Origin of the sequence: Sedimentitalea sp. (assembly GCF_039973035.1) — a bacterium.
In the GTDB taxonomy this organism is placed as follows: domain Bacteria; phylum Pseudomonadota; class Alphaproteobacteria; order Rhodobacterales; family Rhodobacteraceae; genus Sedimentitalea.
In genome coordinates this window covers 1-23,037 of record NZ_JBDWLR010000078.1, presented here as the reverse complement: position 1 = coordinate 23,037, position 23,037 = coordinate 1, and the positions used below count along the sequence as shown (strand labels likewise).

General features: G+C 58.2%; 24 protein-coding genes. 12 read left to right on the top strand and 12 right to left on the bottom strand.

Going from position 1 to position 23,037, the window contains the following annotated elements; all coding sequences use genetic code 11:
• Positions 1–52: 52 nt before the first annotated feature.
• Entirely contained in the window at positions 53–1,168 is a 1,116-nt protein-coding gene (locus ABJO75_RS18610) for a class II histone deacetylase (RefSeq protein ID WP_348124136.1), read from the bottom strand.
• 95 nt (positions 1,169–1,263) lie between these two features.
• Between ABJO75_RS18610 and ABJO75_RS18605 the strand changes: the two genes are divergently transcribed.
• Positions 1,264–1,557 (top strand): DUF167 domain-containing protein, encoded by a 294-nt coding sequence (locus tag ABJO75_RS18605; protein WP_348124134.1) that lies wholly within the window; start codon positions 1,264–1,266, stop codon positions 1,555–1,557.
• Here the strand turns inward: ABJO75_RS18605 and ABJO75_RS18600 are convergent.
• Positions 1,527–1,772, bottom strand: a complete 246-nt coding sequence (locus tag ABJO75_RS18600; protein ID WP_348124132.1) for a hypothetical protein — start codon at positions 1,770–1,772, stop codon at positions 1,527–1,529. The genes ABJO75_RS18605 and ABJO75_RS18600 overlap by 31 nt on opposite strands.
• 141 nt (positions 1,773–1,913) lie before the next feature.
• Between ABJO75_RS18600 and ABJO75_RS18595 the strand changes: the two genes are divergently transcribed.
• Positions 1,914–2,618 carry a M48 family metalloprotease gene (locus tag ABJO75_RS18595; RefSeq protein ID WP_348124130.1) on the top strand — a complete coding sequence of 235 codons (705 nt, stop codon included), beginning with the start codon at positions 1,914–1,916 and terminating at the stop codon, positions 2,616–2,618.
• Between the two features lie 126 nt (positions 2,619–2,744).
• Entirely contained in the window at positions 2,745–3,107 is a 363-nt protein-coding gene (locus ABJO75_RS18590; RefSeq protein ID WP_348124128.1) for a YigZ family protein, read from the top strand.
• A 24-nt stretch (positions 3,108–3,131) separates the two neighbouring features.
• Here the strand turns inward: ABJO75_RS18590 and ABJO75_RS18585 are convergent, their stop codons facing one another.
• Together ABJO75_RS18585 and rimO are read right to left on the bottom strand one after the other, a co-directional pair.
• Positions 3,132–3,380: a CDGSH iron-sulfur domain-containing protein gene (locus ABJO75_RS18585; RefSeq protein ID WP_348124126.1), complete on the bottom strand. Its 249-nt coding sequence runs from the start codon at positions 3,378–3,380 to the stop codon at positions 3,132–3,134.
• A gap of 83 nt (positions 3,381–3,463) precedes the next feature.
• Entirely contained in the window at positions 3,464–4,834 is a 1,371-nt protein-coding gene (gene rimO / locus ABJO75_RS18580) for a 30S ribosomal protein S12 methylthiotransferase RimO (RefSeq protein WP_348124124.1), read from the bottom strand.
• Positions 4,835–4,934: 100 nt separating this feature from the next.
• On the opposite strand from rimO, the gene ABJO75_RS18575 reads away from it, so the two are divergent.
• Positions 4,935–6,902, top strand: a complete 1,968-nt coding sequence (locus ABJO75_RS18575) for an AsmA family protein (RefSeq protein ID WP_348124122.1) — start codon at positions 4,935–4,937, stop codon at positions 6,900–6,902.
• Between the two features lie 70 nt (positions 6,903–6,972).
• Here the strand turns inward: ABJO75_RS18575 and ABJO75_RS18570 are convergent, their stop codons facing one another.
• The 4 genes from ABJO75_RS18570 to ABJO75_RS18555 are packed head-to-tail and all read right to left on the bottom strand — an operon-like array spanning position 6,973 to position 11,589.
• Positions 6,973–8,469, bottom strand: a complete 1,497-nt coding sequence (locus ABJO75_RS18570) for a phosphomannomutase/phosphoglucomutase (protein WP_348124120.1) — start codon at positions 8,467–8,469, stop codon at positions 6,973–6,975.
• Between the two features lie 21 nt (positions 8,470–8,490).
• On the bottom strand, positions 8,491–9,324 hold the full coding sequence (gene kdsA / locus ABJO75_RS18565; RefSeq protein ID WP_348124118.1) for a 3-deoxy-8-phosphooctulonate synthase: 834 nt from the start codon (positions 9,322–9,324) through the stop codon (positions 8,491–8,493).
• A gap of 2 nt (positions 9,325–9,326) precedes the next feature.
• Complete coding sequence (locus ABJO75_RS18560; protein ID WP_348124116.1) at positions 9,327–10,952, bottom strand: capsule biosynthesis protein; 1,626 nt, start codon at positions 10,950–10,952, stop codon at positions 9,327–9,329.
• Positions 10,930–11,589 carry an ATP-binding cassette domain-containing protein gene (locus ABJO75_RS18555; protein WP_348124114.1) on the bottom strand — a complete coding sequence of 220 codons (660 nt, stop codon included), beginning with the start codon at positions 11,587–11,589 and terminating at the stop codon, positions 10,930–10,932. Before ABJO75_RS18555 ends, ABJO75_RS18560 begins: the two co-directional genes overlap by 23 nt.
• 214 nt (positions 11,590–11,803) lie before the next feature.
• Here ABJO75_RS18555 and ABJO75_RS18550 point away from each other — a divergent pair, with 214 nt between their 5' ends.
• From ABJO75_RS18550 to ABJO75_RS18540, 3 genes are all read left to right on the top strand, one after another.
• Complete coding sequence (locus ABJO75_RS18550; RefSeq protein ID WP_348124112.1) at positions 11,804–12,418, top strand: uracil-DNA glycosylase family protein; 615 nt, start codon at positions 11,804–11,806, stop codon at positions 12,416–12,418.
• Positions 12,415–13,206, top strand: a complete 792-nt coding sequence (locus ABJO75_RS18545) for an SseB family protein (protein ID WP_348124110.1) — start codon at positions 12,415–12,417, stop codon at positions 13,204–13,206. The genes ABJO75_RS18550 and ABJO75_RS18545 overlap by 4 nt, the downstream gene beginning before the upstream one ends.
• A 156-nt stretch (positions 13,207–13,362) precedes the next feature.
• Positions 13,363–13,881 (top strand): YHS domain-containing (seleno)protein, encoded by a 519-nt coding sequence (locus tag ABJO75_RS18540; protein ID WP_348124108.1) that lies wholly within the window; start codon positions 13,363–13,365, stop codon positions 13,879–13,881.
• A gap of 217 nt (positions 13,882–14,098) precedes the next feature.
• On the opposite strand, the gene ABJO75_RS18535 is transcribed toward ABJO75_RS18540, so the two are convergent.
• Positions 14,099–14,680 (bottom strand): GcrA family cell cycle regulator, encoded by a 582-nt coding sequence (locus ABJO75_RS18535; RefSeq protein WP_348124106.1) that lies wholly within the window; start codon positions 14,678–14,680, stop codon positions 14,099–14,101.
• An 87-nt stretch (positions 14,681–14,767) separates the two neighbouring features.
• Entirely contained in the window at positions 14,768–15,670 is a 903-nt protein-coding gene (locus ABJO75_RS18530; RefSeq protein ID WP_348124104.1) for a DMT family transporter, read from the bottom strand.
• A gap of 244 nt (positions 15,671–15,914) precedes the next feature.
• Here ABJO75_RS18530 and ABJO75_RS18525 point away from each other — a divergent pair, with 244 nt between their 5' ends.
• Positions 15,915–16,145 carry a hypothetical protein gene (locus ABJO75_RS18525; RefSeq protein WP_348124102.1) on the top strand — a complete coding sequence of 77 codons (231 nt, stop codon included), beginning with the start codon at positions 15,915–15,917 and terminating at the stop codon, positions 16,143–16,145.
• Complete coding sequence (locus tag ABJO75_RS18520) at positions 16,146–16,850, top strand: lipid A-modifier LpxR family protein (RefSeq protein ID WP_348124428.1); 705 nt, start codon at positions 16,146–16,148, stop codon at positions 16,848–16,850.
• Here ABJO75_RS18520 and ABJO75_RS18515 read toward each other — a convergent pair.
• Entirely contained in the window at positions 16,834–18,348 is a 1,515-nt protein-coding gene (locus ABJO75_RS18515; RefSeq protein ID WP_348124100.1) for an NAD(P)/FAD-dependent oxidoreductase, read from the bottom strand. The two genes, ABJO75_RS18520 and ABJO75_RS18515, sit on opposite strands and share 17 nt — an antisense overlap.
• 331 nt (positions 18,349–18,679) lie before the next feature.
• On the opposite strand from ABJO75_RS18515, the gene ABJO75_RS18510 reads away from it, so the two are divergent.
• From ABJO75_RS18510 to ABJO75_RS18500, 3 genes are all read left to right on the top strand, one after another.
• Positions 18,680–19,855, top strand: a complete 1,176-nt coding sequence (locus tag ABJO75_RS18510) for an aspartate aminotransferase family protein (RefSeq protein WP_348124098.1) — start codon at positions 18,680–18,682, stop codon at positions 19,853–19,855.
• Positions 19,856–19,943: 88 nt separating this feature from the next.
• The gene (gene argF / locus ABJO75_RS18505; RefSeq protein WP_348124096.1) at positions 19,944–20,870 is read left to right on the top strand and encodes an ornithine carbamoyltransferase; all 927 of its coding nucleotides are present in this window, start codon (positions 19,944–19,946) and stop codon (positions 20,868–20,870) included.
• Positions 20,871–20,974: 104 nt separating this feature from the next.
• A complete protein-coding gene (locus ABJO75_RS18500) occupies positions 20,975–22,165 on the top strand; it encodes a hypothetical protein (RefSeq protein ID WP_348124094.1) in 1,191 nt (396 codons plus the stop codon).
• A gap of 106 nt (positions 22,166–22,271) precedes the next feature.
• On the opposite strand, the gene ABJO75_RS18495 is transcribed toward ABJO75_RS18500, so the two are convergent.
• A partial coding sequence (locus ABJO75_RS18495; RefSeq protein WP_348124092.1) for an FAD-binding protein occupies positions 22,272–23,037 on the bottom strand: 766 nt, incomplete at its 5' end.

The following is a 23,037-nucleotide window of genomic DNA, read 5'->3' as shown; positions in this document are numbered from 1 at the left end:
GTGACATGTCGGCCTTCGGTCTCCGAGTTTCAACCCGAAAACCGAAGGTGTTTTAGTTGGATGGCGCGCGCAAGACATCCGCAGCATCGCGCACGATCTCGCGCAGAAAGGCATCAAACCGCGCCGATGGCTGGCGAATTGCAAAAGTTTCGGCCATCGGATCCGGTGCCGTGATTGCGCTGCCCGACAGCGCCTCGAGCGTGGCATGCCCACAGAATGGCACGTACATTTCTGAATAACCGCCCTCGTGCACCAGCACCAGTTTCCCGTCGCAAAGGTCGGCGGCGGCATCCTTGATGCGCTGCGTCATCTGCCGAAATGTATCGGCGGTCGCCAGCATTCGTGCCAATGGATCGCAGGCCGACGCATCAAAACCACAGGCCACGATGATCATGTCGGGCTGGAATGCATCAAGTGCGGGACGCACGATTTCATCCATGACCGCAAGATAGGCGGTGTGCCCTGCCCCGGCGGGCAGGGGGACGTTCATGTTGTATCCGTCACCGGCACCGCGCCCACGGTCAGTGATTGCGCCGGAATCGGTTGGATAGTTCCCTTCCTGATGGATTGAAATCGTCATTACATCATCGCGGTCGTAATAGATCGCTTCGGTCCCGTTGCCGTGATGCACGTCCCAATCCAGCACAGCGACCTTGCCCAACCCGTGGCGTGCCTTGGCCGTCTCTATCGCGATGGCGATATTGGCCAAGAGACAGAAGCCGTTGGGGAAATCCGGTAAACAGTGATGTCCCGGCGGACGCGACAAGGCATAGGCATTGTCGACGTCTCCGGTCAAAACTGCTTCGACCGCTGCAATCGACAATCCCGCCGAAAGGGTTGCGATCTCGAATCCGCCGGCGGCAAAGGGTGTGCGACGACCAAGTTCGCCTCCGCCTGCATCCGAAAGCCGCTTGAATTCGGTCAGATAGGAGTCGGGGTGGACGCGAAGCAGATCCTCCCAGTCAGCCGGGGCTGCGGTCTGTGCCGCAAGATCATTGGTCAACCCGGTCACGTCCATGAGGTTTTTCAGGCGCCGCTTGGTTTCCGGATTTTCAGGCAAGCCTCCGGTAACCTGCGGTTGGACCAACCCGCCCACGGGCAATGTGAAAACATAGTTTCCGCCCGCGTGCCAGAAACAGCGTTCGTCCCAGAAAAAGCCTGTTGTCATGCGATTTTCCCCAAACATTGGTTTGTCGTCAAATATCCCTGTCATCAGCGAAAAGTCTATGGCGCTTTCGCCGTCATCCGGCGCAGACTGCAGAGATGGCGCGCCCAAAGCTCAGAGACTTTCCCGATCTGTCCGATCTGGCCCGACCCGGCCAGCAATTTACCGTGCGAGTTACGCCCAAGGCGGCAAGCGCCCGTTTGACGCGCTCTGGTGATGATCTGCGTGCGGCTGTGACTGCGGCGCCGGAAAACGGCAAGGCGAATGCAGCTGTGCAGGCCCTTCTGGCAAAAGCGATGGGGGTTGCACCGTCAGAGCTGACCTTGGTGCGAGGTCAGACGTCGCGGATCAAGGTGTTTGCCTATTCGGGCTCAGGAATTTCGCGAAGCTGATAAATGCCCTCCGGCAGGTCAAGCGCTGCTGCTAGATCCCGTAACTGCTCGGGAGAAAGAGTGATTTTCTGCACGCGATCCGTGCGCGTATCCAGTTGCTCGAGCGTGACACACTCGGCAAAACTGTTGATCGTGATATCTTCCAGCAGCGGTGCTTCTCCCTCGTCCACAAGGGTGATCACGGTCGCGTCGAATTCATGCTCAATTGTAAACATACCTGCACCCTGACGCGCCTTCCGGGGGTTTGCAAGCATCCCGTGACAGAAGCTTGATCTCGTGCCTCTGGCGGTGCGATGCGGCTGTGCTAATGTCGGCACAGGAACCACACCGGCTTGCGTCAAAGGATCGCCTCAAACATGCGCTGCACTGTCTTGTTTTCCGCACTGGCCCTGTTTGTGGCCGCTTGTGATGTGTCGCTTCCGACATCACAGGCTCCGGTTGAAGAACCCAAATGGGTGCAGACCCCCGAAGAAGCCGCGCGCAGCTTTACCGAGGTGGTTCGCGCCGTAGAGCCTGTGGCCGAGCGGGAGTGTAGGCGGCGTGCGACCGTTGCCAATTGCGATTTCCTGATTGCGGTCGATCCGAACCCCCGGGCACAACCTAATGCGTTTCAAAGTGTGGATGTGCAGGGCAGGCCGGTCCTGACCTTTACTGCTTCGTTGATCGGCAGTGTTCACAACGCGGATGAAATGGCCTTTGTCATGGGGCACGAGGCGGCGCATCACATCGCCAATCACCTTGCGCGTCAACGTCAGAGTTCTGCAGATGCCGCCGAGGTTTTTGGCGGGCTTGCAACGTTGACCGGCGGTGGCACAAGTGACGTTGAGAAAGCCAAGGAACTGGGAGCTGTCGTGGGTGCGCGGGCCTATGCCAAGGAATTTGAATTGGAAGCCGATGAACTGGGCACCATCATAACCTGGCGCGCGGGGTATGATCCGATGGTTGGTGCGTTGTTTTTTACCCGAATTCCGGATCCGGGCGACAAGTTCTTGGGCACGCATCCCCCTAACAAGGCACGGATGGAAACGGTAGCGCGGACGGTGCGATCGCTGGGGGGCTGACGGAGAAGCCGGAAAGCGGCCCTAACTATTGGAACCGCACCGAAAACCTGTCAGAAAGAGCTTCGGTTTGACGTGCCGGAATGAATAAACGTCATTGAGCGTCCTAGAAGCGGGGCATCGCTAAACGTGCAGATTTTCAATGGAATTTTGACGGATCGCGGCAGCAAATATGCTGTTTCAGGTGGCCCGGTCACAAGCCGCGCAGACGCCCAAGAGCTTGTCAAATCACTGTGCAAGGACAGAAAGTTCGCCAAGGCCACCCACAATACATGGGGCGTGGTGCTCGAAGGCGAAGGACCGGTCAAGAATGACGACGGCGAAAGCGGCGCGGGAATGGTAATCCTGCGCATGCTTGAGCGTGCGGAACTGCGCAATCATATAGTTGTTGTAACACGTTGGTATGGTGGCAAGAAACTGGGCGGAGACCGGTTTCGGCGGGTTCAGGATGCCGTGCGCTATTACCTCGAAAACCGAGATGGTGCTGCCTGAGCTGAGGCGCCGCCGAACAGGCTGTCAGTCGGGAAGCTTTGAATGCGTCCCGTCGCAGAGTGGCTTGTTTCCGGTATGTTTGCAGCCGCAGAAAAAGGCCTTTTTGTTTGCCTCAGCCGTATATTTTAACGGTGCAAAGTTCGTATCCTTGTGGCTGCCATCGCAAAACGGTTGTTTCGCCGAACGCCCGCAGACGCACCAGAAATAGGTTTTTCCTTCTGCCACCTCTATCGGAAAAGGTGCTTTCTGGGCAACGATCGGGTCGTCGGACATGGCTGGGTCTCCCTGGCTGATGCCCAGTCAGGATACCGTGCGAAGCCTGTCAGGCAACACAAATGCAGCAATATTTGCTCGAACTAGCGCGCGAGCCGACCCCAGAGGTCATATTCACCGGCCTCGTCCACGGTGACCGGGACGATATCGCCGGGTTTCAGTGCTTCAAACCCTTCGTCGATGAACAGGTTGCCGTCGATTTCGGGGGCGTCCGCCATCGTACGGCAGGTGGCGGCGTCGTTGTCGACCTCGTCCACGATGACCTGAACTGTCTGACCGACTTTCGCGGCAAGCTTGGCCTCGGATATCGCCTGCGCCTTTTCCATGAAACGGTTCCAGCGATCCTGTTTCACCTCTTCTGGCACATGGTCAGGTAACGCGTTGCTCCGTGCGCCGGCGACGTTTTCGTATTGAAAACACCCAACCCGGTCGAGCTGTGCTTCGTCCATCCAGTCAAGCAAGGTTTGAAATTCCGCGTCGGTCTCGCCCGGATAGCCCACGATAAACGTGCTGCGCAGGGTGATGTCCGGGCAAATGCTGCGCCAGGCCGCGATTTCATCCAGCGTGCGGCTGGCAGCCGCCGGACGTGCCATACGTTTGAGGGTATCGGGATGGGCATGTTGAAACGGGATGTCGAGATAGGGTAGCACCCCGTTTTCCGGATCGGCCATCATCGGGATCAGATCGCGTACGAACGGGTAGGGATAGACATAGTGCAACCGGATCCATGCGCCGAGGCTGCCAAGATCGCGGGCCAGTGGGATGATCGGATGCTTAAAATCGCGGTCGCGAATGTCGGTGCCATAGGCCGATGTATCCTGCGAGATCACCAAGAGTTCACGCACACCGCTTTCCACCAGCTTTTCCGCCTCGCGCAACACCGCATGGGCGGGACGGCTGGCCAGTTTGCCGCGCATATCGGGGATGATGCAGAATTTGCACTTGTGATTACAGCCTTCGGAAATCTTGAGATAGCTGTAGTGGCGCGGGGTCAGTGAAACCCCGCTGGCGGGCAAAAGGTCGATAAAGGGGTCGGGATCCGGCGGCACAGCCACATGTACGGCGTCAAGCACCTGTTCGTATTGGTGCGGCCCGGTGACGGCCAGAATGCGCGGATGATGCTCGCGGATATAGTCCGGTTCAGCTCCAAGACAGCCAGTGACGATCACCTTGCCATTTTCGGTCAACGCCTCGCCAATGGCGTCCAGACTTTCAGCCTTGGCACTGTCGAGAAACCCACAGGTGTTTACGATCACCGCATCCGCGCCTGCATAGTCGGGCGAAATGCCGTAACCCTCGGCACGCAGCCGAGTCAGAATGCGTTCGCTATCCACCAGCGCCTTGGGACAGCCGAGACTGACCATGCCAACAGTTGGTTGGCCGGGGCGTGGCGCGTCTGTTAAACGCGCGCGGGGGGCGAGGTCGGGGCGCAGTTCGGGCGGATTGGTGCTCATCCTCGTGCGTATAGAGGCGAGGCGTTCCAATGCCTAGCCCTGACGATTGCACCGCGCTGCGCCGGTGTTAGACTCGCAGCAAGTGACGGAGGGTAACAGTATGCGCTGGATGTTTCGAATAGCGGGTGCGCTCGTGATTGCAGCAGTGATCGGGGTGGTCGCGCTGCTCATGTTGCCACACGACCGGATCGTGGGGATCGCGACCGAGAAAATCGAGGCAAGAACAGGCCGCGACCTGTCTGTTTCAGGTGACGTATCGCTTTCATTCTGGCCGGTTCTGGGTGTGAAAACCGGGCCGGTGACATTGGGCAACGCCGAATGGGCCGGAACGGAACCGATGCTGACTGCAAGTGGTCTGTCCATCGGCGTTTCTGCGGTCGAGTTGTTGACCGGTTCGGTCCGGGTGACCGGAATTGTCGCCGAAGATCCGGTCCTGCGGTTGCAGACGGCCCCAGACGGGCGAGCGAACTGGGTCTTTGATACGGTATCGGCGGACGCGACGGCCACGGTTAGTGGTGACTCTGTGGCGGCGCAGAGCGCGGATCGCGCCATCGCTCTGGATCTCCTTGAGCTTAGAAACGGCACACTGATTTACAGCGATGTCGACGCGGCACCTGTCACGCTTTCCGGCGTGGATCTGGAATTGAGATGGCCTGATCCCGATGGTCCGGCGGCACTCGCCGCAACCGTCACACCAGTCAGCGCGCCGATCGGGATCAATGCCGAATTTACCCATCCAACGGCTCTTATCGACGGGGCGGTCTCACCGGTCGCCTTGCAAGTTAAATTGCCGTCTGGAACGATGGATTTTAACGGGCGCGCCAATATCGCCGGTGAATTGGCCGGTCGCCTGAACCTGATAAGCAAGGACATCGACAAGAGCACGTCGGCACTGGGCCTCTCCTCCATCGAGCTCCCCGCAGGATGGGGGCCAGCTGTGGCTCTGACTGCAGAGGTGACATACACCACGGATGGGCGTCTGTCGGTGCGTGAAATGCGCAGCGAATTGGGTGAAAATCGGTTGAATGGCGTTGTGGACGTGGTCCTGGGCGACGTGCCGCAGGTCACCGCAAAACTATCGGCAGGATTGCTGACCTTTCCTGCAGCCGCTGCCGCGAGTTCGGCGGGTGCAAGTAGCGCATCCAGTGCGGCACCCGGTGGTGCGGGTGACGGATGGTCGCGCACCCCGATTGACGCAAGTGCTCTGGGTCTTGTGAACGGGTCAATCCGCCTGTCCGCCGAGGGCATCCAGACACCAGATCTGACAGTCGGGCAGGTGCAATTGCGGTTGGAGGTGGATCGGTCTCGCGGCGTCCTGCATCTGGAGGATGTTGCCGTGTTCAATGGCCGGTTGACCGGGCAGTTGGTGGCGAACAACCGGAGCGGGCTGTCGGTTGGCGGTGCCTTGACGGCGGCGGATATCGATATCCTGCAGGTCCAGCGCGACTTGCTTGGCATGGAGCGCGTAGAGGGCAAGGCCGCTGGCGAACTGGAGTTTCTCGGCGTGGGCCAGTCCGTTGATGCAATTATGCGATCGTTATCCGGCAAGGGTGGGCTGCGCGTGGGGCGCGGTGTGATCTTGGGTCTTGATCTCGACAGGCTGATGCGCGGTGACGCCGCCAGCGGGGGAACTACGGTGTTCGACAGTCTGGGCGCCAGTTTCACTATGCGCGAGGGGAACGTGTTCAACGAGGACCTGCTTTTGCAACTCAGCAACTATCGCGCCGATGGCAACGGGCGGATCGGGTTGGGGGCACGGGATATCGACTATACGTTTACGCCCATCGCCCTGCGTGCACGCTCGGGACAAGGGATTTCGTTGCCGATCCGGATCAAGGGGCCGTGGGGTGCACCCCGTATCTGGCCGGATCTTGAGGCTGCTGCCAAAGCCAATGCGGACGCACAGCTCGATGAAATCGAGGAAGAGGCCAAGGCCAAACTCCAACAAAAGCTGGCGGAGGAGCTTGATGTCCAGATCGAAGAGGGGCAGGACGCCGAAGAAGTGCTGAAAGACCGGCTGGAGGATGAAGCGAAGAACCAGCTGCTCAAACTGCTGGGTCGGAACTGAGCCAAAGCTTGAAAACCCTGCCAAAGGGCATTGATGCCTTCGGCAGGGTTTGACCGGTCTTCAGTAGACTTCAGATCGTCTGATCATAGTCTCCAACAGACGGCTCTGTACGGATCACCGCATCAAGATCGGCAAAGATCGCGCGCAGCTCTGCCTCGCTCTCAGGGCTTTCGCAAACCACCACCAGATTGGGGGTATTCGACGAGGCCCGCACAAGACCCCAAGCCCCGTTGTCAAGGATTAGGCGAGCGCCGTTGACGGTGACCACGTTGTCGATCTTGCGTCCGGCAATCGGTGTGCCCGCGTCTGCCATCTCGGTGAGTTTGGCGACAATTCGGTCCAGCACAGCGTATTTTTCAGTGTCAGGGCAGAACGGCGACATTGTCGGGGTCGAGAAAGTTTGCGGCAGCGCCTTGCGCAGGTCAGACATGGATTTGTCCGGATTGCGGTCCATCAGTTTGCAGATTTCAACGGCAACCCGCATTCCGCAATCATATCCCCTGCCGATGGGTTCGGCGAGAAAGTAATGGCCTGATTTTTCGAACCCGGCCAGCGCGTCAAGTTCCTTGACCCGCCGCTTCATGTGAGAATGGCCAGTCTTCCAGTAGTCGGCTTTGATCCCGTGTTTCTGCAACTCCGGGTCAGAGGCAAACAGGCCGGTTGATTTCACGTCGGCGACGAAGGTCGCACCGGGATAGAGCCGTGCCAGATCGCGGGCCATGATGACCCCCACCTTGTCGGCAAAGATTTCCTCGCCCTCGTCATCCACGACGCCGCAGCGGTCGCCATCGCCATCAAAGCCAAGCGCGAAATCCGCACCCGATGCTTTGACCGTGTCGGCCATGTCATGCAGCATTTCCATCGCTTCGGGGTTGGGATTGTAATGCGGGAATGTATAGTCGAGTTGGTTGTGGCTTGGCACGACCTCGACACCAAGGCGTTCGAACAGTTCAGGGGCAAAAGCGCTGGCCGTGCCATTGCCAGTGGCGCAAACCACCTTGAGCGGGCGGGACATCCGGAAATCGCCCACGAGATCGTCCAGATAGGCCTCGCGGACACCGTCGACGAATTCGTAGCTGCCGCCGGGCTTGGCCTCACCCAGACCGTTCAAAACGATGTCGCGCAGTTCGGCCATTTCGTCCGGTCCATGTGTCAAGGGGCGTTCAAAGCCCATCTTGACGCCCGTCCAGCCGTTGGGATTGTGGCTGGCCGTGACCATGGCTACAGCGGGCACATCCAGATGAAACTGGCTGAAATAGGCCATTGGCGAAAGGGCGGGGCCGATATCCTTGACGCGAATGCCCGCCTGCATCAGACCAAGGATCAACGCGTTCTTGATGCTCAGGGAATAGTCACGATAGTCGTTGCCAACGGCGATTTCTGGTTTGATCCCGCGCTTTTGCATCTGGGTACCGAGACCCAGACCAAGTGCGGTCATTCCCGGCAGATTGATCTCATCAGGGTATTTCCAGCGCGCGTCATATTCGCGAAACCCTGTGGGCGCGATCATTGCGTCGCGCAGAAATTCCCAAGTGTTGGGTGTCACCGTGGCGGCAGGCTTGGTCATGAAATTATTCCAGATGCAGGTTCAAATTGTCACTGGGTTTGCCTTAGCAATCCTGTCTAGCTGCATCAACGTGTCAATCAGCGCAGGCATCTGATTGAGGTAGATCATGTTGGGTCCGTCGCTTGGCGCGTTGTCAGGATCCTGGTGGGTTTCGATGAAAATTGCGGCAACGCCGATGGCAGCAGCAGCGCGGGCCATGACGGGGGCGAACTCTCGCTGTCCACCCGAACTGCCACCTTGGCCACCGGGTTGTTGGACACTATGGGTGGCATCCATCACCACGGGATAGCCGGTCTGGGCCATGATCGGCAGACTGCGCATGTCGGCCACCAGCGTGTTGTAGCCAAAAGTAACACCGCGCTCGGTCAACAGGATTCGTTTGTTGCCCGTGCTCTCGATCTTGTCGACAATATTGCCCATTTCCCAAGGAGCTAGGAACTGACCTTTCTTGACGTTGATCGCGGCGCCTGTGCTGCCGGCGGCCAGCAACATATCGGTCTGCCTGCAGAGAAAGGCGGGGATTTGCAGGATATCGGCGACCTCGGCTGCAGGGGCGCACTGGGCTTCGTTGTGAACATCGGTCAGAACCGAAACCCCGATTGCCGTCTTGATATCCGCCAGGATCTTGAGCCCGGCATCCATCCCCAGCCCCCGTTTGCCCGCGAGGCTGGTGCGGTTGGCCTTGTCGTAACTTGCCTTGAACACATATTGCGCTCCGGCGGCGTCGCAGGCCTCTTTCATGGTGCCGGCAATCATTTGCGCGTGGTCCGCGCTTTCGAGCTGGCAGGGCCCGGCAATGATCGTCAGCGGGCAATCGTTGCCAACAGTCAGCCCGGCAATGTCTATCTGGGTCATGATTAAGATGTTACCTGTTCTCGCAAGATGGATGCGGTGAGTGATATCATCAGATAGATGCCCGAGAAAATCAGGAATGCAAGGAGCGTGTTTTCAAAACCGCGGGGATAGCTGGGTTCCTGACTGGGTACGGGGTCAACCGAGACGGTCAGATATCGCACCTGCCGGTTGGCCTCCATCCGGGTCTGTTCCACTTGTTGCAGCGCTGATTGCAGCATCATGTCACGCGCGGCCAGATCGGCCTGCGCCATCTGGATATTCACCGAAAGCTGCGCAAGCGAGTTCTCGCCTTTGGATGCATCGATCATGCGGGCATTGAGCGAGGCGAGCAGGTTCTCGAGCCGCCGGATATCACCGCTGGTCCCGTCAACCTTGGCCTTGTTGGGGCGGGCATTGTCCATGAGAGCGGCAAGCTGCAACTGCTTTTCCTGCAACTGGATTTCGACGCTGTTGATCTGGCCACGCAGGCTCGCGATGACACCTTCTGGATCAAGCAGGGCGCCCTGTTGCTGCAATTCAACCAGTGCTTCTTGCGCCTTGCGCCGTTCTTCCTGCGCACCTTCAAAGCCCTCAACGGCGTCATTCATCTGATCGCCGCGCTTTTGCTGCGACAGATTGTTGACTCGATCTTCGGCATAGGAAATCAGCCGGGTCGAAAAATCGGTGCTGACGATCGGGTCCGGCGCGGATACCTCCATCCGGATCACGCCTTCGGTCGGATCATAGCCGATCTTTACGTATTTCTTGTAGGTTCGGTACGCCTCTTCATTGGTGGCGTCCGGGCTTAGCCTTTGGATCGGATCGATCCAGTCTTGGCTAAAGCGTTCCTTGAACCCCATATCGCGGTCCAGTCGCAGCATCGCGTCCTTGGATTGCAGATAGGATTGTACTGCGATCGAATCCTGGGTCGTCGCAAACTGGGTGCCTGACAACAGCCCGCCAAGTCCCGATCCACCGGAGTTGTCTGCTTTCAGGATCAGAAACTCTGAATTGGACGCGTAGATTGGTGTGGCGAGCTTGAAATAGTACAGACCGGCGAGAATGGTTGGCAACAACACGAAAAAACTCAGCCGAGTCAGCAGAAACATAAGCTTGCGCCGACGGCGGCGCATCATGTCGCGCTGGATTTGGCCTATTTCATGGTTGCGACGCTCTGCCGGGCTAAGTTCGACCGAAGGCAACGAAGGATGAACGCCGGGCACTGTCTGCGGCAGCTGCACGCGTGGTGAGGTGTCATCTTTTTCTGAGTCTTCTGCCTTTGGTACAACGAGTTCGAGCATGTTCGAGCGTTTGAACGGATCAATCCCGTTCTGGCGCAACAGGCGCACGGCGTCGTGGTCCGACGATGCGGACAGATTGTGTTTCTGGGCGACGCGACGCGCCATGCGAAGCTGCCGCCCGGTCAACCCTTCAGCCTTGATCGCTTCTATTTCCGCCTCGGCGGTGGTGGGCGGTAATTCGCCGCCTTCGGGCATTGCCGCGTCACTTTGGGACAGCGATGCGTCATTGGCTGCGGCCTCGGCGAGATCTGGCGGCGGCAGATCGTCAGGGTTTACCGGGGCTGCCCCAGTTGCATCGGCGGTGGCCCGCCGGATGCGAAATTTGTTAGCCTTGGGTTTCGTAGTCATAAAGCTGTTTCGCCTCTTCCAAGGTTTCAAACATGTGCAGTCGTCCATCCATCAGCACGGCGGCTGAGCGCGCGAACTGTTCCAGGATCGCCGGTTGGTGCGAGACGATAACGATCGTCGTGGTGGCCAGTCGTTCTTGCAGAATGGCACCGGCCTTCTTGTTGAACTCTACATCTGTGCTGCCCGGCATGCCTTCGTCGATCAGATAGATGTCGAAATCAAGGGCCAGCATCAGCGCAAAGGAAAGACGCGCGCGCATCCCCGATGAATAGGTTCCGAGTGGTTGCTCGAAGTATTCGCCCAGATTGCAAAGCCATCGACAGTAGGATTCGACATAGTCCGGATCGATCCCATAGATTTTGGCGATGTAGCGACAGTTCTCTAGCGCGGACACTCGTTTCTCGACGCCGCCCATGAAACCAAGCGGGAACGAGATCCTGCAGCCGCGCCGAATTTCACCTTCATCCGGTTTTTCCAGCCCGGCCATCATATTGATCAGCGTCGTCTTGCCGGTGCCATTGGGTGCGAGAATGCCGAGCGAGTTCCCTAGATCGACGCGAAACGATGCCTGATCCAGGATCACCTTGCGACGGGTGCCGGTCCAGAAAGATTTGCTGACGTTGTCGAACTCTAGCATCGGTTTCTTGTTTGTTGTCGCGACATGGATGGTGCGTCGTGTGAATTGTGCCTGCGCTCATCTCGGTATCAGACGAGTCTTAAGGATATATATGTGCGAGTTTGGCCGTTTTATGTCGAAGAGTGAAATAATTATCCATGATTCACTCTGTCTCATGCCGCGGGTTTGACCATGGACGGTTGACAATTGCGCGTTCAGATTGCCCCGATGGCCCATGACCAAGCGCACCGGATCCGAAAAAAGCATATCGCCTTTGATCAAGAGAATCGAGGGATGTACGCTCTGTTCCGACCGATTTGCCGCCACCGCCACAGCGCATCAGCCTCGTCCCGTGGTGTGGTTCAGACCCGGCGCGCGGATGCTGATCGCCGGTCAAGCGCCGGGCTTGCGGGTGCATGAGTCTGGCCGCCCGTTCACCGACCCGTCGGGTGACCGGCTGCGCGACTGGCTGGGAATAGACGCGGAGACATTTTACGATCGCGACAAAGTGGCGGTGGTGCCGATGGCTTTCTGTTTTCCAGGATACAATGCACGCAACGCTGATCTGCCGCCGCCACCTATTTGCGCGCAGACCTGGCGCGACGACGTGATGGAAGAGCTACGCGAGGTGCGGCTGACAATTCTTGTGGGAGGGCACGCGCAGAAATGGCATCTGGCGACGCGGCAGCCGGTCACGCGTGTCGTTGAAGGTTGGCGGGACCATGCGCCGCGGGTGTTCCCCTTGCCTCATCCGTCCTGGCGCAATACCGCATGGCTGAAAAAGAACCCATGGTTTGAATCCGACCTGCTGCCGGTGCTGCGCAGCCGGGTACAGGAGGTGCTGAAATGACCGAGACAACTCCGCTGGACGCTGCCCATGCTGCAATGGAGGCCGCGCCCGATGATGACGCTGCGCGGCTTCGGTTTTACGAGCGGCTGGGTGACAATGAACTGTTTCTGCTGCTCACCGAAGAGGCACAGGGCGATGCGTTGTCGCCCGAAGTATTCGAAGTGGCGGATGGGCAATTCGTTCTCGCCTTTGACCGCGAGTCCCGGCTAGCACTATTTACTGGTCAGCCTGCACCCTATGCGGCGCTGTCAGGGAGGATTCTGTCGCAGATGTTGGCGGGGCAGGGGGTTGGAATGGGCCTCAACCTTGATGTGGCGCCTTCTTCGATCCTGATACCGGCCGATGCATTGGCGTGGCTGTCCGAAACGCTGAGGCACGCACCGGACGAGATCACGTCGCGGATTTCGGAGATCTCGGTTCCGTCCGGATTGCCCGAGGCAGTGATCTCTGCGCTGGATACTAAGCTCGCCACAGCATCGGGGTATGCGCAGGCCGCATATCTGGTGGGCGTGGTTTATGAGAACGGTGCGCGCGGGCATCTGTTAGGATTTGTCGGAGCACGGCCCGCCACACAGACCGCATTGGCCAAGGCTGCGGGCGAAGCGTTGACATTTTCGGGCAACGAGGCCGGATCGATCGACGTCGCGTTTTTTGATGAGGCGGATCGGATCACGGCCAAGCTCGACCGCTTTGGGCTACGATTTGACCTGCCTAAACCGCCGGAACCGGAGGTCGTCGGAAACATTGCGCCGGGAAGCGATCCGGATAAACCACCAATCCTGAGGTAGTTTCGCTGCGCTCTGAAACATTTCACCGGTTTCCGGTCACGCCTAATCCGGTTTTCTCACACCCACGCGAGCAGGGCTGCGCATCCTCAAATTTATCGCATAGGTATATGCCACGCGGATGGCATTGGGCCGGCGCTACCTATGAGAGGATTTGCGATGAAACGTTTCGCCTTGGCCATTGTCGCCGCGACAACTTTGGCGCTTCCGGCGTTTGCCGGTGAACAATATGTGGACGGTACCGGATTTGCGGTATCCGGATACGACGTGGTTGCCTATCGGGATCTGACCCAAAATCCAGTTGGCAGTGCGCAGCCCGCAGGCGTGCCGGGGCGGGCAGACATCACGGCGGATTACAACGGTGCAACCTTTGCGTTCTCGAGCGAGGAGAACCGCGATCTGTTCCTTTCGGACCCTGAAAAATTTGCGCCGCAGTATGACGGGCATTGTGCATATGGTGTCAGCAAGGGCGGCAAGGTGCCGGGTAACCCGAACCTGTGGCGGATCGTTGACGACAAGCTTTACCTGAACATCACCAAGAACGTGGTTGGGTTCTGGGAAGAGGACATTCCGGGCAATCTCACCCTTGCCAATGGCAACTGGCCCGAGATCGAACCGACGGATGCATCTGAGAATCCGATTCCCAATTTCACGTCCTCGGCACCGGCCAGCAACTGATCGGAACAAGAAACGGTAACCGTTCAAAAACCTGCCCCGGTTATGCGGGGCAGGTTCAAACATTTCATTTCAAACTTTTTTTGACGGCAGGCAGAAGGCGTGCCTGAAACAAACTCTTCAGGTACAGGCGAACTCATCGAAGAGTTCTAAATTGGTGCCTGCCCTTGGCGCCTTGGTTGCGAACGCCGCACCGTTGCGCGGCGACCGCATCGCCTGATTATCTACGACGGTCGCGCCGGGCGCTCATCGGTTGAAACGCGACGCCGACATGCGCCTCGCAATAGGGTTTGCCCGCCTGAACAGGCAGACCGCAGAACCAGAAATCTTCGGTCGCAGGGTCGCCGACCGGCCATTTGCACGTCCGTTCGGTCAGTTCCATCAGGCTGATCTTCTTGGATTTCTTTTCGACTTCATTGACCTTGGCCAATGCTTCGGGGCTGATTTCATTGGCCGACGGCTGCGGTGGCAGCGGCTGTCCGGCAGGAATGATCTGCTTGCGTGCGGGCACAACAGGTTTGGCTTCGGTCGAAGGTTCGGGCACTGGCCTCGCCGCTTCGGTCTTGGGCATCGGGCGCGGCTTTGGCTCGGGCTTGGGCGCGGCGGCGGCGGGCTTGGGCTTGGCCTCGGGTTTGGTGGCGGCAGCGGCACCAGAGTTGCGATTGGACAGACCAAGGCGATGCACCTTGCCGATCACCGCGTTACGGGTCACACCGCCAAGTTCTTTTGCGATCTGGCTGGCCGACTGGCCTTCCCCCCACATTTTCTTGAGCGTCTCGACGCGCTCGTCAGTCCAGGACATGGGCTACCTTTCCAGCTAAAAAGCGGCCCCTGTTACAGGCCGCTTTTGATGTCTCACGGGTCTCTATTCTAATCACTGTGGCCCGAGTTACAAGGCATCTTGCGCGGCAGAGGGTTTGATACGCGCTTCACGCAGGGCCAGTAACAGCGCGCCGGCGATGATCGTGGCGGCGCCGATCAACGAAATCGTATCGGGGACCACCCCAAAACCGGCAAAATCATAGATGGCAGCCATGATCAGCGTGGCATAGCTGAAGGGCGCGACAAAGCTGGCATCGGCCCGCGCCATGGCGTTGACAAATAGGGTCTGTGCGCAGGCCATCAGACCGCCCAACGCGGCAAGGGCTGCCCATTGCGGGCCAGTTGGGGGTGTCCAGACCGGCAGCACCGCTAGGGTGGCGATTCCAAGGCCGATCATGTTGTTGATCAACAGGATCTGAAAGATCGGTTCGCGACCTGAAAGCTTCTTGATGAAAATCAGCTCCATTCCCATCACCACGGCGGCGGCGAGGGCGAGCAAGGCTGCGGGTTGAAAGCTGTCGGGCGTCGGGCGGAGCAGGATCATTGCGCCGACAAGGGCAATCCCTGCGGCGCTCCATCGCACGGGGCCGACGCGTTCGCCCAAAAGCGGTATCGCCAAGACCATCGCAAAGACCGGATTCAGAAAGGAAATCGCAGTGGCATCCGCCAACGGAATGTAGGCGACCGAGGCGAACATCAACGTCACACCGAGCCAGCCAAATGAAGTCCTGCCGATGTGCAGCCGCCAATGTGGGCGGCCGAGCGGGGGGCGAACGATCATCGCGATGCTTGTGAGCGCGGCAAAGGCAAACAGGAACCGCCCATGGCTGATCTGCAGAACCGGAAGTGCCGCTCCCAAAGTGTCTGTTCCCAGAGCCTTGGCAAGCAACGTCGTTGCCGCGATAAATGCGGTCGCGATCAGGATCAGCAGCGCTGCGAGCGCAGGATTTTCTGTCTTTGCGACGAACATGGGGCAGCCATGGCGACATATGCGGCAAGGCGCAAGTCCAAACAAGATCGACCTTAGCAGATCATTTCAGAGCTCAAAATGCATGGCAAATCCGCGGGTACCACTCGCAGGCAAGGGATAGCCTGCGGTCATGTCGGATCGGGGACACAGTACATCTTTTTTACTGGAACGGGCCTTGTGCCACAATTTATCACTCAATAGGCGTTTAACTTATTCAGCACTCGAGCAGGGGAGTATTCTCCAAATGACCTATTCCATTGCAGCCCTGACAGGCATCGCGTTACTGGCTGCCGGTCCCGTGCTGGCCCAGGCCGAAATCAATTCCGATACGTCGCGCAAGTTGCTAGGATTTGGCTGGTTGTTCACGGATGATATCTTTGGCGATAACGCGGATCGCTGGCGCACTGGATCAGTTGCCCTTTCGTGGATACTGGGACGGGAATGGGACGGAAATTTGCCCACAGCCATTGGCTAACTGCTCGAAATTCGTGTCGATATTTCCGCGATCTCTCCAGAAGATATTGCCGACCCGGCCCCGGATGATCGTGACTATGCAGGAATCCTTGAGATCGGATTGCATACGCATTTCAGCCGCAATTCTCTGGATTATTCGATCGGGGCGGGGGTGGTTGCGACAGGCCCTCAGACCGGTATTGCGCATTTGCAAACCATCTTTCACGAAGCGATTGGCAGCACGCCGGTGTCTGACAGTCTAATGGACAATCAGGTCAAGAATGATTTTTATCCCGTTATCGTAGCGGAAGCCGCGCGGGAGTATGATCTGTCTCCGGCTGTCATGCTTCGCCCATTTGCCGAGGCTCGGATCGGAGACGAAAGCCTGGCCCGTATCGGTGTGGACATGACCATCGGGTCGGTCGGTCGCTCTGAACTACTGGTGCGTGACAAGACCACCGGCCATCGGTATCGCGCTATGTCGACTGGGCCAACCGGGTTCAGTTTTGTGGCCGGGGCTGATGTGGCCTATGTCGTCGACAGCGTATATTTGCCCGACAGTGGGGATATGGGGCTGGAAAGAGACCGTTACCGGGTGCGCGGGGGCGGTATGTGGCAGGGCGAGCGTGCCTCTCTGTTCTATGGCTTGACCTATCTTGGACGAGAATTCAGCGGTCAGTCCCATGGTCAAGTTGTCGGATCGCTAAACTTCAAGATGCGTTTCTGATCTCGCCCCGACGATATACCAGCGTGCCATCCTCGAGATCGGCAACAGGCAGTGTCTCGCGATCGTCGAAATAGTCCTGCGTCATCACCCAAGGCTGCCGATCACCCTGTTTGGGCATGATATCCAGTCCGCGCAGGATATATCCTGCGTTGAAATTCTCTGGATCAACCCATGGGCGCGCGGGCATGTCGATGTCCTCGCTGCGCAGCGCTGGAACCACTGATGTGGCCTGACGTTCCTGCATATGGGCAATCAGGCGGCACACGTAGGTTGACACCAGGTCGGCGCGCAACGTCCAACTGGACCGCAGATAGCCAAACACCATGGCCAAGTTTGGCAACCCGGTCAGCATCACGCCACGGTGGGTCCAGCTTTGCGAGATATCGACAGGCGCGCCGTCCACGGTAAAGGCGATGTCGCCGAGCGCATTCAACACCAGCCCCGTCGCGGGTACGATGATGTCCGCCTCAAGCCTGTCGCCAGACTCCAGTTTCAGCCCCTCCGCTGTAAAGCGGGTTATGGTATCGGTGACAACAGACGCCTTTCCGGACCGAATGGCCACAAACAGGTCACCGTCTGGAATGACCGCAAGCCGCTGCCGCCAAGGGCGGTACGTCGGGGTGAAATGGGTCGCAACATCATAGTCCGCACCCAGATAGGTTTGCGCCGCACCGATCAGATCTGCGGCAAGCGCATCCGGTTCTTCAATGGAACGGCGCGCGACAATCTGCTGCTCATGCAGGAATTTGCGGCGCAAAACTTCGTGCTCCCACTCTTCGGGCAGGTCGAGCGCGCGCAGGGTTTCGATAAACTCGTCCGTGGCGGGGCGCGGATAAAAGTATGTTGGCGATCGCTGAAGCATGGTCACATGCGAGGCGGTCTTGGCCAGTGCCGGGATCAAGGTCGCCGCCGTCGCGCCCGAGCCGATCACAATAACCCGCTTGCCCGCATGATCCAGATCGTCAGGCCAGTTCTGCGGATGAATGATCGGGCCAGCAAAATCGGCCATTCCGGGCCATTCTGGCTGATACCCTTCCGAGTGACGGTAATAGCCCGAACACATCCAGAGAAACCGGCAGCTCAAGGTTTGCGTTCCTTCCGAATGCGTTACCGTCACATTCCAGACGCTTGCGCCGCTGTCCCACTCAGCCCGTTCGACGGTATGGCCAAACCGAATATGTGGCCGCAGTTCGTTTTCGTCGATCGCCTCTTCGAGATATGCGAGAATCTCTTCGGCGGTTGCAATGGGAACGCTGGTCCAGGGTTTCCATTTGAAACCGAACGTAAACAGGTCGCTGTCAGACCGGATTCCGGGGAAGGTATGAGTGCGCCAGGTGCCGCCGAAATCCGGCTTGCTGTCCAGCACGGCAAACCGCTGATCGGGCATGGTTTTGGTCAGGTGATAGGCTGCGTCGATCCCGGAAATCCCTGCCCCGATCACAAGAACGTCGAAATCGGGGGTGATTTTTGACGCTGACGTGGTGGTTGGCTGTGACATGCAAGGCTCCCTGAGAATGCTCTCTGGGACTATGACAGAAATCTCTGAACCGAGGAACGCCTCTGTATGGGCGGGCGGGAACAGAGGCTGCAGCATTCAACGCAGCTCCGGGTTCCCTGAAAATGGGGCTAGGCAAGTGCGGTTTCCTTCGGTATCACGCATTTCATGATCAAACGCACACATATCCTTCGTTTGCGACGCCGACGCGCCACCGCGTAACCGGCCCAATTGATCCTGCGCCCATCTGTGGCGTGCCCTTCCTACAAAATCGTTGACGAAACCGCCCAAAATGAGTCACTCACAGGGCCTCTTGCCTGAAAAGGATGATCCGATGATCCCGTCCGTTCTGCCAACCTATAACCGTGCACCGCTCAGCTTTGTGAAAGGCGAAGGCAGCTGGCTGATCGAGGCGGACGGGCGACGCTTTCTCGACCTTGGAGCCGGGATTGCCGTGAACGCTCTGGGTCATGCGCATCCTGCGCTGGTTAAGGCTGTTACCGATCAGGCGCAGACGCTGTGGCACGTCTCCAACCTCTACCAGATTCCACAGCAGCAGGCGCTGGCTGACAAGCTGGTCGCCGCGACCTTTGCCGATACGGTATTCTTTACCAATTCGGGTACCGAATCCTGTGAACTGGCCATCAAAATGGCGCGGAAATACTGGTCTGACAAAGGTCAGCCTGACAAGACCGATATCATAAGCTTTGAAGGCTCTTTCCACGGGCGCTCCTCGGCAGGCATCGCTGCGGCGGGTTCCGAGAAAATGACCAAGGGATTTGGACCGCTGTTGCCGGGCTTTGTGCATCTGCCGTGGGGCGACATGGATGCTCTGCGCGGCGCGATCACCGATACCGTTGGCGCGATCCTGATAGAACCGGTCCAGGGTGAGGGCGGCATTCGCCCGTTGCAGGATGCGCAGATGAAAGAACTTCGCGCGCTATGCGACGCGCATGACCGCCTGCTGATCCTCGACGAGGTACAATGCGGTGTTGGTCGGACCGGTCGACTGTTCGCGCATGAATGGTCAGGTATAGACCCGGACATCATGATGGTTGCCAAGGGCATCGGCGGTGGGTTTCCCCTCGGCGCCGTGCTGGCAACGGAAAAGGCCGCGGCAGGTATGACCGCCGGCACCCATGGGTCGACCTATGGTGGCAACCCGCTGGCCTGTGCTGTTGGTTGCGCGGTCATGGATATCGTCGCCGAGCCTGATTTCCTTGCCGAGGTCAACCGCAAGGCCGGCCAACTTCGCCAGGCGCTTGAAGGTTTGGTCGCTGCGCATCCCGACACATTCGAGGCGGTGCGGGGTACGGGCCTCATGCTTGGCCTGAAATGCAAGGCAACCAACCTCGATGTGGTCAATGCGGCCTATGATGCAGAACTGATCACCGTGCCCGCGGCCGATAACGTCATCCGCCTTCTGCCCCCGCTCACCATCAGCGCGGAGGAGATCTCCGAAGCTGTTGCGCGGCTTGATCGCGCCGCGACAAATCTCGAATCTGCTTGATTTTCAACTTTGCAAAATACTCCGGGGGTGTGGGGGCTGGCCCCCATCCGGTTCCCGTTCAATCCTACCCAAGAAAAAAGACACTGATATGAACCATTTTCTAGATATTCACAAAACCGATTCAGCTTCTCTGCGGCAGATGATCGACAGCGCCGGCCAGATGAAACAGGCGCGGCTTGGTCGACCAAAAGGCACACCTGATGATGAATTGCCGCTCGCCGGGCATATGGTCGCGCTTATATTCGAAAAACCGTCGACCCGTACCCGTGTCAGCTTTGATGTCGGCGTGCGCCAGATGGGCGGCGAAACAATGGTGCTGTCGGGCAATGATATGCAGCTTGGACATGGTGAGACCATCGCCGATACCGCCCGCGTCCTCAGCCGGTATGTCGATATGATCATGATCCGGACGTTCGATGAATCCGTTCTGATCGAAATGGCTGAATACGCCGATGTGCCTGTGATCAACGGCCTGACCGACCGCACACACCCTTGCCAGATCATGGCGGATATCATGACCTACGAAGAGCATCGCGGCCCGATCGCGGGTAAAAAGGTGGTCTGGACAGGGGACGGCAATAATGTCTGCGCTTCGTTCCTGCATGCGGCAGGCCTGTTCGGATTCGATCTCACCTTTACCGGCCCAGCTCAGCTGGATCCGGAAGAGGAATTTGTCGGTTTCGCGCGCAAGCACGGCTCGACCGTCACCATCGAACGCGACGCGCGCGTGGCGGTGCAGGGCGCTGATCTGGTTGTCGCCGATACATGGGTGTCGATGCATGATGCACAGTCCGCCCGCGAACGTCGCCATAACCTGCTGCGGCCATATCAGGTCAACACGGCGTTGATGGAGCACGCGAAACCTGACGCGCTTTTCATGCATTGCTTGCCTGCTCACCGCGAGGAAGAGGTCACATCCGAGGTCATGGATGGTCCGAATTCGGTGATTTTTGACGAGGCTGAAAACCGTCTGCATGCGCAAAAGGCCGTGATGCGCTGGTGCCTCGGAGTCTGAACGGGCAACAAGCGTGTTGTGTGACCAAGTTCATAGACCTGAAACCGTGGTCGATCTAACCTCTCATGTGACGCATCCGAAATGGTGCATTTCAGGAGACAGGCATGGCCACGGTGAATCACACGTTCAAATTCGAGAAAAAGTTCAAGGTTAAGGGGACTGCTGACCTGACGCCATCGCTGGACGTCAAGCTGGATTGCGCATTTCCGCTGGACGGGACCGAGGTCGCGCTGGCCAAAAAGATCGAAAAGAACTTTGCCAAGCAATATGAAAAATTGATCAACGGCCAACTGGCACATTTCGAAAAATGGTTGAAGGAAAAGCAGCAGAAGATCGACGAAGCCAAGGCCCTGCACAAGGCGATCAAGAAAATGACGCCCAAGACCGAGGGTGACTTCAAGAAACTTGGTGGCGAGCTTAACAAGTTGGACAAATTAAGAGATTACGTTTCGAAACTTGAGACCGATTTCGAGGACCTGTCCAAGAACTGGGCGCAGAACGTAATCGACCAACAGGCCGAGATCGCCATCATGATGGCAAAGAAACAAGCCGGCGCAAAACTGCTGAAGGACAAAAAGACCCGGATGGTTCTGGGCAAAGTGATCAAAGGCGTATTGATCGTGTCTGCCATTGCGGTGGGTGTAGTTGCCCTCGTTGCTAGCGCCGGGACAGCAGCGCCGCTGGTGTTGGGCCTGGGAATCGCCGCGGCATCCCTCAGCGGAATCGGCGGGATTGTCGGCTTTGCCAAGACAGTGGCACGAGACAACGATCTGGAGCAGAAGGTCATCAAAAATGTCGAAGGCGATCTGAAACAGATTTCTTCCGCGCTGGACCCATTGGGCAGCAGTTCTATCGGCAAACACGTGCTCGAACTTGAAACGATCGTAAAGCAACGGAATTCCGAACTGGCGACGCTGAAGATGGAGCTGAAGAAAACCATCGTCATGCTGGACTCTCAGATCAAGGCAGGACGTGATCTGGCCGCAAATAAGAGCGCTCAGGAATTGTTCAACAACAAGGAATTTCAGAAGCGGGCGTCAGAGTTTGCAGATCTGCGTAAGGATGCTGCTGGCATCGGCAAGAAAATCGAGAAAGCGAGCGCGGTTGCGGCAAGAGGCGAACGGCTGTGCAAGGAGTTAAGGGAACTGGGCGTCAAGATTGACGAGTTCTCGAAATACTACAAATCCAGTTCGGTTGGCGGCAATCTCAAGTCCTATTTCAGCAGTGTCGACGGCTATGTTGATCTGGCGAAGTCACTCGGTGCGTTCCGTCCCGGTGCAAGCCTCGCGGGATAGCGCTGCGCCGACTGCGTCACTAGACGAAAAAAGCCCCCGCTGTTGGCGGGGGCTTTGTCATTGTATCTGACCTACCCGCGCAGGGCAGGGCACCCATATCGGTGCTTCAGAGTTTCTCGGTGAGTTCTGGAACAGCGGTGAAGAGGTCGGCGACAAGACCGAAGTCCGCGACCTGAAAGATCGGTGCCTCTTCGTCCTTGTTGATCGCGACGATGATCTTGCTGTCCTTCATGCCGGCGAGGTGCTGGATCGCACCAGATATGCCGACAGCGACGTACAGATCGGGCGCGACGACCTTGCCGGTCTGCCCGACCTGCCAATCGTTCGGTGCATAGCCCGAGTCGACCGCGGCGCGCGAGGCACCCACGGCGGCGCCCAGCTTGTCCGCCAGTTTCTCGATCAGCGCAAAGTCCTCTTCCGAGCCAACGCCACGGCCACCGGAGACAACCACGCCTGCGCTGGTCAGTTCGGGGCGATCGCTTTCGGCAACCTTGTCTTCGACCCATTCCGACAGGCCGGGATTTTCGGCGGCAGAAATGGTTTCGACCGAGGCCGATCCACCGTCACCGGCGGCATCAAAGGTTGACGTCCGGATGGTCACGACCTTTTTCGCGTCGGCGGATTTTACCGTCTGGATCGCGTTGCCGGCATAGATCGGGCGCTCGAACGTGTCGGCATCGACAACGCCGGAGACATCCGAAATCACCATCACGTCAAGCAGGGCCGCAACGCGTGGCATTAAGTTCTTGGCATCAGTTGTGGCCGGGGCGACGACATGATCGTAGTCGCCAGCCAGCGACACGATCAGTGCAGCCGTCGATTCCGCGAGGCGGTGGCCCAATGATGCATCCTCGGCGACCAGCACCTTGGAC

Bases quoted from the DNA above. Each gene is read 5' to 3' on its own strand.
- ABJO75_RS18595 (WP_348124130.1), top strand. From the start codon at position 1,914: ATGCGCTGCACTGTCTTGTTTTCCGCACTGGCCCTGTTTGTGGCCGCT.
- ABJO75_RS18500 (WP_348124094.1), top strand. From the start codon at position 20,975: ATGGCCACGGTGAATCACACGTTCAAATTCGAGAAAAAGTTCAAGGTT.
- ABJO75_RS18555 (WP_348124114.1), bottom strand. From the start codon at position 11,589: ATGCTAGAGTTCGACAACGTCAGCAAATCTTTCTGGACCGGCACCCGT.
- ABJO75_RS18600 (WP_348124132.1), bottom strand. From the start codon at position 1,772: ATGTTTACAATTGAGCATGAATTCGACGCGACCGTGATCACCCTTGTG.
- ABJO75_RS18540 (WP_348124108.1), top strand. From the start codon at position 13,363: ATGAAACGTTTCGCCTTGGCCATTGTCGCCGCGACAACTTTGGCGCTT.
- argF (WP_348124096.1), top strand. From the start codon at position 19,944: ATGAACCATTTTCTAGATATTCACAAAACCGATTCAGCTTCTCTGCGG.
- ABJO75_RS18515 (WP_348124100.1), bottom strand. From the start codon at position 18,348: ATGTCACAGCCAACCACCACGTCAGCGTCAAAAATCACCCCCGATTTC.
- kdsA (WP_348124118.1), bottom strand. From the start codon at position 9,324: ATGACCCAGATAGACATTGCCGGGCTGACTGTTGGCAACGATTGCCCG.
- ABJO75_RS18510 (WP_348124098.1), top strand. From the start codon at position 18,680: ATGATCCCGTCCGTTCTGCCAACCTATAACCGTGCACCGCTCAGCTTT.
- ABJO75_RS18560 (WP_348124116.1), bottom strand. From the start codon at position 10,952: ATGACTACGAAACCCAAGGCTAACAAATTTCGCATCCGGCGGGCCACC.
- ABJO75_RS18585 (WP_348124126.1), bottom strand. From the start codon at position 3,380: ATGTCCGACGACCCGATCGTTGCCCAGAAAGCACCTTTTCCGATAGAG.
- ABJO75_RS18605 (WP_348124134.1), top strand. From the start codon at position 1,264: ATGGCGCGCCCAAAGCTCAGAGACTTTCCCGATCTGTCCGATCTGGCC.
- ABJO75_RS18575 (WP_348124122.1), top strand. From the start codon at position 4,935: ATGCGCTGGATGTTTCGAATAGCGGGTGCGCTCGTGATTGCAGCAGTG.
- ABJO75_RS18535 (WP_348124106.1), bottom strand. From the start codon at position 14,680: ATGTCCTGGACTGACGAGCGCGTCGAGACGCTCAAGAAAATGTGGGGG.
- ABJO75_RS18545 (WP_348124110.1), top strand. From the start codon at position 12,415: ATGACCGAGACAACTCCGCTGGACGCTGCCCATGCTGCAATGGAGGCC.
- ABJO75_RS18610 (WP_348124136.1), bottom strand. From the start codon at position 1,168: ATGACAACAGGCTTTTTCTGGGACGAACGCTGTTTCTGGCACGCGGGC.
- rimO (WP_348124124.1), bottom strand. From the start codon at position 4,834: ATGAGCACCAATCCGCCCGAACTGCGCCCCGACCTCGCCCCCCGCGCG.
- ABJO75_RS18570 (WP_348124120.1), bottom strand. From the start codon at position 8,469: ATGACCAAGCCTGCCGCCACGGTGACACCCAACACTTGGGAATTTCTG.
- ABJO75_RS18550 (WP_348124112.1), top strand. From the start codon at position 11,804: ATGACCAAGCGCACCGGATCCGAAAAAAGCATATCGCCTTTGATCAAG.
- ABJO75_RS18530 (WP_348124104.1), bottom strand. From the start codon at position 15,670: ATGTTCGTCGCAAAGACAGAAAATCCTGCGCTCGCAGCGCTGCTGATC.
- ABJO75_RS18525 (WP_348124102.1), top strand. From the start codon at position 15,915: ATGACCTATTCCATTGCAGCCCTGACAGGCATCGCGTTACTGGCTGCC.